Source organism: Methanosarcina sp. 2.H.A.1B.4 (assembly GCF_000979385.1).
Lineage (GTDB): Archaea > Halobacteriota > Methanosarcinia > Methanosarcinales > Methanosarcinaceae > Methanosarcina.
This window is the reverse complement of the sequence record NZ_JJOV01000004.1, coordinates 52,074-66,375: the sequence shown is the minus strand read 5'-3', so window position 1 is coordinate 66,375 and position 14,302 is coordinate 52,074. Positions and strand designations below refer to the sequence as shown.

Below are 14,302 nucleotides of genomic sequence, written 5' to 3'. Positions count from 1 at the left end.
TATTATCAGATGTTCATTCAGTATAATTAGCAGGGTTTAAAAGAAGATAACCTCGAATCTACTCAACAGCTAAAATAGCCAGTTTTCGGAAAAATTTTCCCTGAACTGCGTATCAACCCTTTCAATAACCATTAGCCGACTGAGTTTTCTATCCCCTGTCCGAGGCAAGGCGCATCTTCATATAAAGTTATCGGAGATGCATTGACACTAAGACGTATATAAACGTTTGGATTAACAGGAATGTAAGAACTGCCCGAAATCTTAGTCAACTCACTACTATTTATTAATATATAGTACTAAAGACTTATAATATTATCTCTTAGAAAACAGAGAAAAATAAACAAAAAATTGGGCACAATGCCACAAAAAAGAACATAGCGTATCTACAAAACCGAAAACAACAAGATAGTATCAGGGAAAACCGTCAAAAACCGCCAGAAAATACCACACGTGTTTGAAATAAATATATGTTAGAAGAAATTTATAAATTGCCCTGATAGTAGAATATAAGATATAGATTTTGACTTGAAAAAATATCCATTAACATTCAAATTGCCTTTTAATTTTTAAATTTGTCCATTAAATGGGCATAAAATTCCTGCTCTTTTCCTGTGGTCTTCCTCAGTAACCTTTCTACAATCAACTCAGGAGTGCTTCTTGCCACACAATTGTATACCGGGTTTCGGTTTACTATAAGTTCCAGGCTGGAATCCAGACCCTCGGCTTCGATTCCGTCCACTCTGATGTCTGTCCCGGTGTTTTCAAGGATCAATTCCGAAAGATGGGAGACAAAAACCCCAAGGCTCTCTTCGCTCCGGGAAAGGTATTCAAGGATCCCTGCTATGATCCGGGCTGAAGCTCCGGGTTCGGTAATTGATTCCAGCTCATCGGCAAGCACAAGTTTTCCAGAAGCTTCGGATAGCACGGAAAATTGCTTGAGGGTTGTTTCAAAGGCTCCTGCATCAAGCGTTCCTTTTGATTTTCCAAAATAATAGAATTCTTCTACAGGTCCCAGCTCAAGTTCTTTTGCAGGGACAGGAAAACCCATGTGGCCGAGTACTACACACTGGGCAAGCAATTCAAGTAAAGAGGTTTTGCCCCCGGAGTTCACACCGCTCAAAAGTACAACCCTGTTTTCCAGGCCCTCCGGAGAAAAACGCGTTTTTCCGACGGAATAACTGACAGGGTCAATTTCTCCGTACCTGGCTTTCAGGAAAAGGTTTTCTCCCTCTTCAAAGCCAATTCCAGCTTCAGGGACGGTCTCCGGCATTTTCAGCCGGAACTGCGCGGCAAAGCAGGCTATGGAAAAACCCAGGTCAAAGTCAAGGACCTCCCTGACAAGCCTTTCTACAGGCTGACGGAAGGTTGAGAGGACTTTTGCAAGCTCCCTTTTGCGAGTAAGCCTTGCTTTTTCAAGGGACATATTCAGTTTTTGCCTGAAAAGCTGCAGCTGAGCCTGTTCTACCCTGAGAGGATAGGAAATTTCGTCGGAAAAGAGAGAGTCAAGCATCAGTTTTTCCTGTTTCTGGAAATTGAGCTTTTCTGCGAGTCCCTCTTTTACGGCTCCGACCTCGCCTGTGTAGACCCTGTGGAGTTCTTTTGCAAGCAGGTCTTTAATTTCCATTCCCCCGCTCACAAGCTTGATGAGTTCCTGCCCGCTCAGGGTAAGGGAACTTGCTTCGAGTTTCAGGTTCATGTGCTGGTTTGCCTCATTTAAGGCAGAGGTCAGCACAGGATCAAGGTTTTTCAGGGCAGCTCCGAGCCTGTCAAGTTCGGGGTCAAAACCCTCAACAGGCTTTCCATCCTCTCCCACTTTTAGAAGGGCTGTTTTAAGGGTCTCAAGATCCTCTTCTGAGAGTTCCTCAAAGAAATCAAAGCCTGAAGACCGCAGAGTTGATGCTATATTTAGGCAGGCAAGAATGCAGGCCAGGTTCCTTGCAAAAAAAGCCAGCTCTACTTCAGGCAGGATCTGCCAGAATTCCGCTTTTGAAGGGTCCTGGAGAAATTCGGGATCAAGCCCTTCAGGAAGGTCAAAACTAAGATAAGTATCATCAAAAATAATCACACTTGAGTAGCCTCTCGCGAGATCTACGAACTCTGAAAAACTCTCCACCGCCTGGATAGGCAAAAATGCCTGGAACCTTTCCCTGGCTGCATCCAGAGTTTTCTGGTCCCCAGAGAGGATGATCCTGTCTCTTACCCGCAGGTTTCCCGGGATCGGCCTGAGCTTTTTCACGCTGGAAAGGAGATTAAGGAACGCCTTATCTGCAGAGAGAACATCTGCCAGCTCCAGGTACTCTCCTACAAAAGCTCTCCTCTCCTGAATAAGGTCCATACGGGACGCAGGAAACGGGTAAAAGAGATCTAGCTTGTCCCTCGCATGCGGCGTGTGAGCAAACGTCTTTATCAACTCAAGCAGGCGGGAGTACAGGTCAAGGGCTTCTTTTGTCTTCAGAAAATCGGAAATTGCACATCCTTCAGCCCGGGCCCTGACATCCCTGGCAAGGGAAAGAGCAAATGTATGGCTGACCCCGTTTACCTCGGAAAGCGAAGCTATGTCTCCTTCAAGAATTGCCTGGAGAGCTGCATCCTCACTTCCAAAATGCTCGACAAGCCTGCCGGCTACTCGCTCACCTATTCCATGAAGTTCCCGTAAGCCTGAGAGTTGCTGAGAAGATGCCATATTCAAAACACTTTTAGAAAATCAATTGAACCGGGTCCTATGCCCGAATGTTTTCAGTTCAGGAGGAGCTCAAGTTCTTTTTCAAGATCGGAGCGCATGGAAGCTGTGTATCCGTGCGTTTTTTCAGTAACATTATACATTGCCTTCGGTTCTTTTGCAAGGTCAAAGGTCCTGAGTGCCAGTTCATGGGAGATTACAGTATCATTAAAAGAATGAATCAGCACAAGTCTTGAAGGAGGCAGGGCACTTAAGTAGGTGTCAGGGTCAATTGAGCGGGAGAAACGATAAGCTTCGGAGTCAGCTATGCCGGCAGGGTCACCCTCTTCAGTGCCGTACCCGGAAGTACTGATCCCTATAACTCCTTTAAGGGAAGGGTCAAGGGCACAGGCAATAATTGCAAACCTTCCACCGTTACTTTCCCCGAGGATTGCAAGCCTTTCAGGATTTATTTCAGGCTGGATGGAAAGCACATCTGCGGCTTTGAGGGTATCATAAACCATAAGGTATTCAACAGGTTCAAGCCCTGCCCTGAAAAGTTCGAGATCTCTTTTAATGTTTACTGCGCCCTGATTACGCTGGTCAAGGGCAAGGGTTGCATACCCCATTTTAGAGAGTTCGGCAGCCAGCCCCTGTTCACCTTCTTTGCTAACTCCTGCTCCCGGAAGCAGAACTATGCCGGCGGAAGAAGAAGAAGAGTTTGCAGGAACCCTCAGTAGAGCCTGGACTTTTTCGCCTCTGCTCTCAAAAGATACCAGTTTCAGAATATCCGGATCTTCAGGAGAGTACAGGTCTTCAATTTCCTGAACCGTAAACACAGGCTCGTCCCTCGGGGGAAAAGATAATGTGCCTGCCTTCGAAATCTCCCACGGAAGAGTTTCTCCTATGGAATTAGAGGGGTTGTACATGACCCCGAAGATACCCATAGCTATCAGGAGAAAACCCAGAAAAAAAACTAAGGGTTTCGGGATTCTGGCGCCTGAAGAAGCTTTCTTCGTTTTCTTGAGTTCTTTTTTTCCAGAAATATGCTTGCTCAAGGGAACCCTGCCAGAAAACCGTAGTTACGGCCAGAAGCCGTTTACAGCACTTAAGAATAATACTACTATGCCCGCAAGGGCGCCGGCAATCAGAACTGTTTTGGGTTGGATGTGAACCGCATTTTTGTCAGCTTCGTAGTAGCGCATGAGCCCTGCTGAGGACTGAAGTCCGGTACCTGATTTTTTAGCCATGAGTAAAACACCTTATGAATGTATGTGATATTGATTATGTGATATTGATTATGTGATACTGATTATGTGATATTGATTATGTGATACTGATTATGTGATATTGATCATGTGATACTGATTAATTGATTAAAAGTTACGTTCTTGATTGGAAGTTACATTTAATTAGAAATTTAGTTTAAGTTTTGGATTCATTGGATCAATATTCGTTATCGTGATATCCTGTGATAACCATATGAAGTATTATTTTTGGAATATGTATTTAGGTATAAAATTATCCGTGTGTTTATATATATTTAATTACTTATTTATACATTTACTTATTTATATATTTACTTATTTATTTAGGAATATTATCTTGAAATTAGAAAATGTAACTCAACTGTAAATTTACTGTTAGTTTTGAACTACTCATTTAGATAGTTATCAGATAATTTACAGTTCTCATATATAAATCCTGCAGAGCTATTCCGGAGCACTCCTGCGACAGGAAAAGAAACCTGTGATCTTAAGGATCTAAGGATCCGAAAAACCAGAGACTGAAGACCTTAGATCAGAACCTCGTCCAGCAGGAAAGGCGGGTAAAATGCGCCCCTTTCAGTGATTACCGCAGTCACGTTTTCCATGGGAGTTGCATCAAAAGCGGGATTATAAACCTCAACATCTTTTGGGGCAAGCTGTTCGCAGCCTGAGAACCGCAGTTCGTCAGGATTTCGCATTTCAATCTTTACACTTCCTTCCCAGCCTTCGAAATCGAAAGTAGAGACCGGGGCTGCCACATAAAAGGGAATTTCATGCTCTTTTGCAAGGATAGAGTGCGTATAGGTACCGATCTTGTTAAAAACAACATCCTGGGTAATTCGGTCGGCTCCTACGAGCACGCTGTTTACGAGCCCCTGGCGCATTGCCCAGCCAGCCATCGAATCTGCAATAAGGGTCACAGGGATTTTATCCTGCATGAGTTCCCAGGTGGTGATCCTGCTCCCCTGGTTCAAAGGTCTTGTCTCGCAGGCAATAACTTTGATATTTTTGCCTTCTGCAACAGCCGAACGTACAACTCCGAGGGCTGTACCCCAGTCAACACAAGCGAGCCTTCCTGCATTGCAGTGCGTGAGTACGGTATCTCCATCTTTCAGGAACTTTGATCCGTATTTACCTATGAGCTTATTGGTTTCGATATCCTCTTCTGCAATATCCCGGGCTTCCTGAAGGGCAATATCCCGTACTCCCTGAACATTGAAGGCATCAGAAACTGCTTTTAAAACCCTGTCCACACCCCAGCCAAGGTTTACGGCCGTAGGGCGGGTCGATTTAAGTGCTTTTGCCGCAACCTCGAGGTCACAGATTATGGATTCGATATCTTTTGCCCCGCTAAGGAAAGCTGCCAGAGCAATTCCAAAACCTCCTGCAGCACCGAGTGCAGGTGCACCCCTGATCCTGAGAGATTTTATAGCTTCACAGAGCGAACTCAGGGTTTTGCATTCTATTACCCTGTACTCCTGCGGGAGCAAGGTCTGGTCTACCAGCACCACAGAATTGGACTCTTCGTTCCAGTCAATTGTCCTCATTAAATCACTTTCCGATGTGAAAATCAGGTTCTGCCGGAAAATCTTCCGACTTCCTTTTCAAGCCACCCATCCAATAAAAACCTATTCGACTCTTCCTTCTACAGGTGTGAGTGTTTCGTTTCCCGATCACTATCAGACAACCTGAAAACTTGAATAAGGGGCTCAAATAAAAATATCTGTTTCGGATTAAAAATAACAATACAAGATAACAATACAAGATAACAATACAAGATAACAATACAAGATAACAATACAAGATAACAATACAAGATAACAATACAAGATAACAATACAAGATAACAATACAAGATAACAATACAAATGATGTTTAGAAGCCGAGCATCAGATTAATAATTTTATTTCATTATAAGCAAGCATGTATAGAGTAAGTCTGAGATATAGATAAACAAACATGATATTTATTTAGCAAAGAGCAAAGTTAGATATGTTAGATATGTTAGAATATAATAGATTTATAAAGTAACAGTACAAATAAGAAAATATTTAAAATCCATAGTTGAGACACAGGAAGATTCGTAATTTCAGGAATCATAATTTCATTAACTGCCCCCAGACTAAAGACCTGGAGGTTTTACACTTCTTCCTATAAATTTCATGGACCTTGAATCCGTAAATCCCTGGATCCATAAATCCCTGGATCCATAAATTATGAAAGTTTTGGAAGTTTTGAGAATCTGTCGTTTCATGCACGTTGTGGTTTATGAGAGTCAGGGTATTCATCGGAGAGTAAGCGCTTATGACAAAAATAAAAATAGCAATTGCAGGAATCGGGAACTGTGCAAGCTCTTTGATACAGGGCATCGAGTACTATAAAACCGAAGATAAGGATCCCATAGGACTTATGCACAGGGACATTGGAGGGTACGAGCCCAGCGATATCAAAGTTGTTACTGCCTTCGACATTGATGCAAGGAAGGTAGGAATAGATGTATCCGAGGCCATTTTTGCTCCCCCAAACTGCACCGCGGTTTTTTGTCCTGATATCCCCTCCACAGGTGTGAAGGTTAAGATGGGCAGAGTTCTTGACGGGTTCTCTGACCACATGAAGAATTATGGGGAAAATTACACATTTGTTGTCAGCAAAGAGCCTGAAGCCACAAAAGCAGACATCGTAAAAGAACTGAAGGATTCAGGAGCCGAAATGCTTCTTAATTACCTTCCTGTCGGTTCTGAAGAAGCTGTCCGTTTCTATGCCGAATGCGCTCTTGAAGCCGGAGTGGCTTTAATCAACAACATGCCTGTTTTCATTGCAAGCAATCCTGAGTGGGCAAAACGGTTTAAAGAAAAGAATATTCCTGTTATCGGAGACGATATCAAAGCCCAGCTTGGAGCAACGATTACCCACAGGGTCCTTGCAGACCTATTTGAAAAACGCGGTGTAAAGCTCGAAAGGACATATCAGCTGAACACTGGCGGAAACACCGATTTCCTCAATATGCTCAACAGGGACAGGCTTGTTTCCAAGCGTGAATCCAAGACGGAAGCCGTCCAGTCCGTGCTCTCGCATAGGCTTGAGGATGAAAATATCCATATCGGACCGAGCGACTACGTTGCCTGGCAGAAAGACAACAAGGTCTGTTTCCTTCGCATGGAGGGCAAGCTCTTTGGGGACGTGCCCATGAACCTTGAACTGAGGCTCTCGGTAGAAGATTCCCCTAACTCCGCAGGTGTGGTAATTGATGCCATTCGCTGCTGTAAGCTGGCTCTTGACCGCGGGATAGGAGGAGTGCTGTACTCCCCGGCTTCCTACTTCATGAAGCATCCGGCTATCCAGTACCCTGATGATGAAGCATACCGCAGAACCGAAGAGTTCATAGCCGGAACACGAGAACGTTAAAGCAAGACGGAAAAAAAATTCCTGAAGAAGAAGAAATTCCCGAAGGAGAAGAAATTCTTATTGAAGACAGTTTTGAGGCCAGAAAATCCCGGAAACATCCGGGAATTTTACGTTTTTCTGTTCCTGAATATTTCCTGCTGACTGAAATTTTTCTACGGAATTGATCTCAACAGAATTTATCTCAATGTTTTTACTATTTAACGGATTCCTTCAGCCGTAATTTTAAACTCCGCATTTGTGCCTTCGGGACGGGAGCGGTGTTTGAAGAGAGTGGCGCGCCTTGTCCCTTCACCTGTTTTTTCCAGCTGGATGATCGTCTTTGAGATATGTTCCAGGGAACTGCCCCCCAATGGACGCACCCCTCCTGCAATAATATCTGAGTATACCTGATTTGTTATAACTGCAACAAAACCGTGTTTGCGAGCCAGAGCATGCAGAAACCCTATCTGGCTAGCAAGTTCTCTGCGGCTTTTTATGCCGGTCTCCTCATCTTCGAGTTCAAACCTGTAGTATGAAGTTGCAGAATCCAGAATCACGAGCCCGATATTCTCACCTGCGATCCTCTCCACCTCTCTTACGGACGCATACTGCTCTTCAAAACTCAGGGGTTCGTAGATAATTATGCTCCTGGCTATTTCCTTGGCATTTTCCCCTGCAATCTGCTTGAAACGAACAGGAGAAAGCCCTTCCGTATCTATGAAAATGACTTTCTGTCCCTGCTTTACACATTCCACTGCAAGCTGGATACAGATATTTGTTTTTCCGGTTCCTGCGGCTCCGAAGACCTGAGTTACGATCCCTCTCTCGAAACCTCCTCCCAGGAGGTCATCAAGGGGTTTACAACCGGAAGATAATAGTTTCTCTATGGCGTGACACCTCTCTTTGCACTTGACAGAAGTATGAAAGACCCATGATATAATGCTTTTTTCATAATTTTCAACATATTTGGACAGAATAAAGATTTTCAAGGACGAATAAAAGTATTTAAGTAGACATAGAAGAAATGCTCAGGTTTGAATTCTCAGACCTGAAGAAACGGAGAAAAAAATTTTCATGAATATCTTGAAACTGAAAATATCCTTTACTAATATATTGCAATGTGTTCAAGGAATAAAGCCATATAGATGGTATCCATACCTATATCCATTAAAGTACCACCCATATAAAATAAAGTCTTCTGTACTTGAAAATAGTCCCACAAATCAGGTATTTTAAAAAAACAGAAGCCCATAAGATTGTCACCAGATCTGATAACAAACAACGGTCTTTGAATACAAAGTAAGAGGGTAATTGTATTCAAAGATGAGTTGAAAAACCATTATAAGTAAGATCTGGCATTTAGAATAATTACCTGGAAATTAAGAGAACCTTCACTCAATAGAGTGAAAAAATGACATCAAGAGGGGCACTCTTTATAATAAGCATGCCCTGTTCCTATATTGCTGACTAGTCTGGGAGAGTTATTATAGAATAAACCGGGTTGGCTAAGGAATAGTACCCATGCGGGGTTTTGTTTTATTGCTTTGATGCGCTCTGCGCCGGCATACTCACTCTCCGCACACCGTAAATAAAACGAGTAAGTGAATAACGAAACATGTAAAAGGCATGTAAGAAACATGTTAAAAAGACTGTACCATTAAATCAGAGGGGCGCAAATTATGGCAAAAATAATAGTTTACACAACGGAACGTTGTCCGAAATGCAATAAATTGAAAAAATTCCTGGAAGCAAATTCAGTACCCTTCGAAGTAGCAGATATGTCCACCCCGGAAGCTCTGACCGAACTGCGTTTCAATGGGGTCTTCACAGTAACAGCGCCTGTATTACAGATCAATAGTGAATTCCTCACGTATACTGAAATATTCCGCGGGGAAGAAGTGAATCCGGAAAAGCTCCGGGGAATTCTGTAACAAACCCCGCTAAGCTTCAAAACGACTTAAATAATTTCCATATCCCTCCTTAAAACAACAACTGAAGATGAGAAAATGACAGGCGATATTCTCTTAACCGATGATGAATTATCTGATAATCAGCCAGTGCAAAAGACACTTGACGGGCTCTCCACCTCTTCCCTCCCCAAAAAAGACCAATTATCTGATAATCAGCCCGTACAAAAGACACTTGATGGGCTTTCCGTCTCTCCCCTACCCAAAGTAAGGACAACAGAAGGTTTCATCCTTAACTGGGACAGGAATATCATTGTAAGCCAGCTCCTGAAAGAAACAAAATTAAGTGAGATCTTCTACAACAAGCCTGCAATCACAAAAGAAGAAGCTGTTGATATTGCAAAAGAAGCGGAAAGGATCATCCGAAAGATGAATATCAAATTTCTTTCAGGACCTCTTATCCGGGAAATAGTCAACAATATTCTTCTTGACAGGGGGCGTGTAGAATGGAGAAATATCATGACAAGAGTCGGAGCTTCGGTCTACGATGCCTACGAAATCGACTCCGGATACGGCTTTGGGGCAAACGATAATGCAAACCAGCTGAACAACGCTGAGACATCCCACAAAAGAAAAGCCGACAAAATGTCCAAAGAGCAAAATCTCCTTCTGATGCCAAAAGAGCTTGCAGACCTGCACCTGAACGGAGACTTCCATATCCACGACCTCGAATACATGGGAACAAGGCCTTTTTGCCAGGACTGGGACCTTCGCTACTTCTTTTATTATGGACTGATGCCTGATGGAGTAGGCACCCAATCAAGTGTTGCAAAACCTGCAAAGAATGCAGAGGTAGCTTTCCTTCATGCTGTAAAGGCAATGGGTTCGGCTCAGACCAACTTTGCAGGCGGGCAGGGCTTTTACAATTTCCTGACCTTTATGGCCCCCTATCTGGAAGGCAAGTCCGAAGTTGAGATAAGGCAGCTTATGCAGATGTTCGTCTATGAAATGATGCAGATGATGTGCGCAAGAGGCGGACAGACTGTCTTTTCATCCGTGCAGCTTTCCCCTGGGGTTCCGAAGCTCTGGAGAAACATTCCAATTGTTGCCATGGGTAAGGTCTGGGACGGCAAGCAGGCTCCCCTCAGAACCTACGGAGAATTTGAAAAAGAGGTCCGGCTTGGATTTAAGGCCATTATGGATGTCATGCTTGAAGGAGATGCCTGGGGCAAACCTTTCAGCTTCCCGAAGCCGGAAATTTCTCTCGAACCTGACTTTATGGAAGAAAATGAGGAGTTCAACAGGACTCACCCCGAGCTTCCGACATATCAAGGGCTTTACAGGATGACCTTTGAACTGGCTGCCAAATTCGGAACTCCCTACTTTGACAACCAGCTTCCCGAGTACAGGGGCGCAGGAGAAGGAATTTCATGTTACCAGTGCTGTGCCTACCAGTTCTCTTCAAACCCTACCGACGATGAAGACTTCGGTGACAAGCTGCATTTCAAAGATGGAAGGCATTTCTCTATGGGCTCATGGATGGTTCTGTCCTTAAACTGTCCCAGGGCTGCATACAGGGCTGAATATGATGATGAGAAACTTTTCACCGAACTAAAGACCCTTATGAACAGGGGTGTGGAAGTTTTCAAGATCAAGCGAAAATGGATGAACAGCCTGATCAAGAAAAACAGGATTCCCTTTGCAGCCCAGTGTCCCAAGGACCCGAACACCGGAGAAAAAGGAGCAATGGCTGTGGACTTCGACAGCCTTGTGTATACTATTGGAGTAATAGGAATTAATGAGATGGTCCAGTACCACACCGGCTACCAGATCCACGAATCTCCTGTTGCATATAAGCTCGCCATCCGGGCTATGTTCGAAATGAAAATGCATGCTCAGAAGCTCTCAAAGGAAAACGATATGGAAATTGCCCTTGCAAGGACTCCTGCGGAAACTACAGCCCAGCGTTTTGCAGTCTCAGATCTCCTGCACAGGGAATATGCCGACAAAGCCGAGCTCACAATTAAAGGGGACCTGGAAACCGCAAAGAAAGATTTCAATGAGACCCACGATCTGCCCATTTACTATACCAACGGAACTCATATCCCACCCGGTGCCGATATCTCTCTGCCTGAAAGGATAAAGTATGAGCACACTTTCTTCCCGATAGTAGACGGTGGAAACATCATGCATATCTGGCTTGGAGAAGGTAAACCGGATCCTGACGGCCTGCAGGAACTTGCCATGCATATAGCAAAGAACACACAGACTGGGTACTTTGCCTTCACACGGGACATGACCGTATGCACTGACGAGGGATATGTAGCCGCCGGCCTGCTTGACAAATGCCCGAAATGCGGATCTGAAAATGTGCAGCACCTATCAAGGATTACTGGCTATCTCCAGTCCGTGGAAGGCTGGAACAAAGGTAAGCGCCAGGAACTCAAGGACAGAAAACGCTACAGCACAAGGGAACTCAAATGAGTCCCCTTAACCCTTTTTACGCAAACTGGAAATGGTAACTGCTATGAAGGTAAACTACGCAGGCACTGTTTCGATCTCAACCTGTGACTGGATAGGAAAGGCTGCAGTCACCATCTTTTTTAGGGGATGTCCTCTTCGCTGTCCTTACTGCCAGAACCATCCGTACCTTGAAGGGCCGGGTCTTGTGGAACTTGACTTTGTGAAAGAGCAGATTAAAACATCGAAACCTTTTGTAAGTGCGGTTGTTTTTTCGGGAGGGGAGCCTCTCATGCAGGACGCTGTTGTCCCCCTTGCAGAGTTTGCAAAAAATCTAGGGCTTGCAGTTGGGATCCACACAAACGGTTGTTACCCTGAAAGGGCAGCAGAACTGGTTGAACGGAAACTGGTTGATAAGTTCTTTATCGACGTAAAAGCCCCTCTTGACGATCCCGAGCTTTATGGAAAGGTTACCGGATGGAAAGCGTACAACGGAGAAAGCAGTAACGTCAAAAAGACTCCAGAAGAGATCACATCAGCCATTGCAAAAACGATCGAGACTGCAGATGCCAGCGGCCTGGAACTGGAACTCCGGACAACAGCAATCAGAGGTTTTATCGGAAACGAGAAGGAAATCTCTCAGATAGCAGCCTGGATTTCGGAACATATAAAAAATAGAGAGGTTACCTATGTGCTGCAGCAGGGAATCCCGGAACACAGCCTGCAGAAAGACCTCAGGAAAAACAGGGTTCTGGAGAGAGAGGAACTTCTTGAACTAGGGAAAATAGCAAAAGGATTCCTGGAAAACGTAAGGATAAGGACAAAAGAAGAAGGGGAAGAAATTATCTGATATTGTCTAGCATCATTAAGTAATCTTACTGGTGTCTGATATTTACCGATATTTATTACAATATTTATGGCATTTTACTGGCACTTTTTCCCTTTTTTGCCTGTATTCCCCGGAACAGATTTTGATCAATTCACTCTTTCATCTTTCTATTAATATTTATCTGATTCTTTTTTATCGGATTCATTTTTACAGAAAAAAATATGTTTAAGGTTCAAATGAATTTGAAGTTTACAAAAGTCTTATACATGCCAAAGCATAAAGGAAACTGATTAAACCCCTGGTAAAACCCCCTTTACCCGGAATTCAATTATCCTGTATCTGGAAATTCAATTATCCTGTATCTGGAAATTCAATTATCCTGTATCTGGAAATTCAATTATCCTGTATCTGGAAGTACAGATACCCGGAATGTTTCCCCAAAGTATCTCCGGGGATATTCCTGCTGTACTTTGCCAATATATCGAAAACTCCTGTATGCACGCCACCAAACTTTTGTGTAACCTCCGGGGTTACAAAAGTTACATAAAGGAGATAGACTCAGTCCATTTTAGCCCGGAAAAGGGTACGTATCTATAAAAAAGGAAAGCGGAAGTAATCGCTTCCAAAAAATGACCATGAAAGAAACAAAAGTATCTTCAATCGGAGAGCGCTCTCTAATCTCCCGCTTATCTGAGATTTTCAATGCCCCTGAAGGAAAGGAAAGAGGACAGGAAGGAATCATTATAGGCGCTGGTTCCGATGACTGTGCCGTCCTTGACCTGAAAGGTGAAGACTGTCTGGTTGTTACGACTGATATGCTGCACAGGACCACGGACTTTCCGGTAGAGATGACTCCCTGGCAGATGGGATGGATGTCCGCAGCCGTAAACCTGAGCGATATTGCAGCCATGGGCGCAGAACCTGCTGGGCTCCTTATGGCAATAGGCATGCCTGCAGACACTGAAATTGCTTTTGTAGAGGAACTTGCAAAAGGCATACAGGCGTGCGCCGAGTTCTGCGGGACTGCTGTTGTAGGAGGCGACCTCGATACCCACGCAGAACTGACAATTACAGGGACAGCTCTGGGAAGAGTTAAAAAAAGTCAGCTCCTCCTGCGAAAAGGGGCAAAGCCCGGAGATCTTGTCTGTGTTACAGGCTATGCAGGGTCAGCCGGAGCCGCCCTTGAAGCGATTCAGTCAAAAAAGTCGGTCAGCGAAACCGTCCTGAAGGCTCTTTTTGAACCTGTACCCCGCACGCAAGAAGCCAGGAAACTTGCTGAGTCAGGTGCAGTCACATCCATGATGGATACAAGTGACGGACTTGCAATGTCTCTTTACGACCTTGCCAGGCAGAGTAAGGTAGGTTTCAAGGTCCGGGAAAATGCCCTCACCGTTCTCCCGGAAGTCAGAGAGTTTGCCTCAGGTCCCAGGGAACTGCTGGAACTTGCCCTTTACACAGGAGGGGACTTCGAACTCATTTTTACAGTTGACCCGGAACGGCTGAAAAAAGTACAAAATATATGTAACTTGACTATCATAGGGGAATGCACAAAGTACGAAACGGGTATTGTACTCGAATCCCCGGAATTCAAGCTAACAACTATAGAACAGAGGGGATACCAGCAGCTAAAAGCCGAACCGGCTGATTAGCTTTCCTGAATAAACTGATGTTAACTCCCCCATAAACTAAAAGCCTGGAGTGAGAGAAAAAAAATTAAAAATAATTGGCTGATAAAGCTCACAGGATCACAAAAATAGAGCAAATTTCAGGCTAAACAGACTAAATTCGTAACTAT

Annotated in this window: 10 protein-coding genes; 5 read left to right on the top strand and 5 right to left on the bottom strand. The window is 44.1% G+C overall.

Annotation, left to right across the window (positions count from 1 at the left end; all coding sequences use genetic code 11):
* Nucleotides 1-559: 559 nt before the first annotated feature.
* From EO92_RS01230 to EO92_RS01215, 4 genes are all read right to left on the bottom strand, one after another.
* Nucleotides 560-2,683, bottom strand: a complete 2,124-nt coding sequence (locus tag EO92_RS01230) for an endonuclease MutS2 (RefSeq protein WP_048168790.1) — start codon at nt 2,681-2,683, stop codon at nt 560-562.
* Nucleotides 2,684-2,736: 53 nt separating this feature from the next.
* Nucleotides 2,737-3,717 carry an alpha/beta hydrolase gene (locus tag EO92_RS01225; RefSeq protein ID WP_235283113.1) on the bottom strand — a complete coding sequence of 327 codons (981 nt, stop codon included), beginning with the start codon at nt 3,715-3,717 and terminating at the stop codon, nt 2,737-2,739.
* A gap of 24 nt (nt 3,718-3,741) precedes the next feature.
* Nucleotides 3,742-3,909, bottom strand: a complete 168-nt coding sequence (locus EO92_RS01220) for a preprotein translocase subunit Sec61beta (RefSeq protein WP_048135448.1) — start codon at nt 3,907-3,909, stop codon at nt 3,742-3,744.
* Nucleotides 3,910-4,454: 545 nt separating this feature from the next.
* The gene (locus EO92_RS01215; RefSeq protein ID WP_048168789.1) at nt 4,455-5,474 is read right to left on the bottom strand and encodes an S-methyl-5-thioribose-1-phosphate isomerase; all 1,020 of its coding nucleotides are present in this window, start codon (nt 5,472-5,474) and stop codon (nt 4,455-4,457) included.
* Between the two features lie 757 nt (nt 5,475-6,231).
* Between EO92_RS01215 and EO92_RS01210 the strand changes: the two genes are divergently transcribed.
* Complete coding sequence (locus EO92_RS01210; protein WP_048168788.1) at nt 6,232-7,332, top strand: inositol-3-phosphate synthase; 1,101 nt, start codon at nt 6,232-6,234, stop codon at nt 7,330-7,332.
* A gap of 197 nt (nt 7,333-7,529) precedes the next feature.
* On the opposite strand, the gene radB is transcribed toward EO92_RS01210, so the two are convergent.
* A complete protein-coding gene (gene radB / locus EO92_RS01205) occupies nt 7,530-8,300 on the bottom strand; it encodes a DNA repair and recombination protein RadB (protein ID WP_235283112.1) in 771 nt (256 codons plus the stop codon).
* Between the two features lie 690 nt (nt 8,301-8,990).
* Here radB and EO92_RS01200 point away from each other — a divergent pair.
* The 4 genes from EO92_RS01200 (at nt 8,991) to thiL (ending at nt 14,156) form a co-directional block, all read left to right on the top strand.
* Complete coding sequence (locus EO92_RS01200; RefSeq protein WP_048133108.1) at nt 8,991-9,242, top strand: glutaredoxin family protein; 252 nt, start codon at nt 8,991-8,993, stop codon at nt 9,240-9,242.
* Nucleotides 9,243-9,317: 75 nt separating this feature from the next.
* A complete protein-coding gene (gene nrdD, locus EO92_RS01195) occupies nt 9,318-11,702 on the top strand; it encodes an anaerobic ribonucleoside-triphosphate reductase (RefSeq protein ID WP_048168787.1) in 2,385 nt (794 codons plus the stop codon).
* Nucleotides 11,703-11,745: 43 nt separating this feature from the next.
* Nucleotides 11,746-12,528, top strand: coding sequence for an anaerobic ribonucleoside-triphosphate reductase activating protein (locus tag EO92_RS01190; RefSeq protein ID WP_235283111.1), 783 nt, complete (start codon nt 11,746-11,748; stop codon nt 12,526-12,528).
* Between the two features lie 614 nt (nt 12,529-13,142).
* Nucleotides 13,143-14,156 carry a thiamine-phosphate kinase gene (thiL, locus tag EO92_RS01185; protein WP_048168807.1) on the top strand — a complete coding sequence of 338 codons (1,014 nt, stop codon included), beginning with the start codon at nt 13,143-13,145 and terminating at the stop codon, nt 14,154-14,156.
* Nucleotides 14,157-14,302 lie beyond the last annotated feature (146 nt).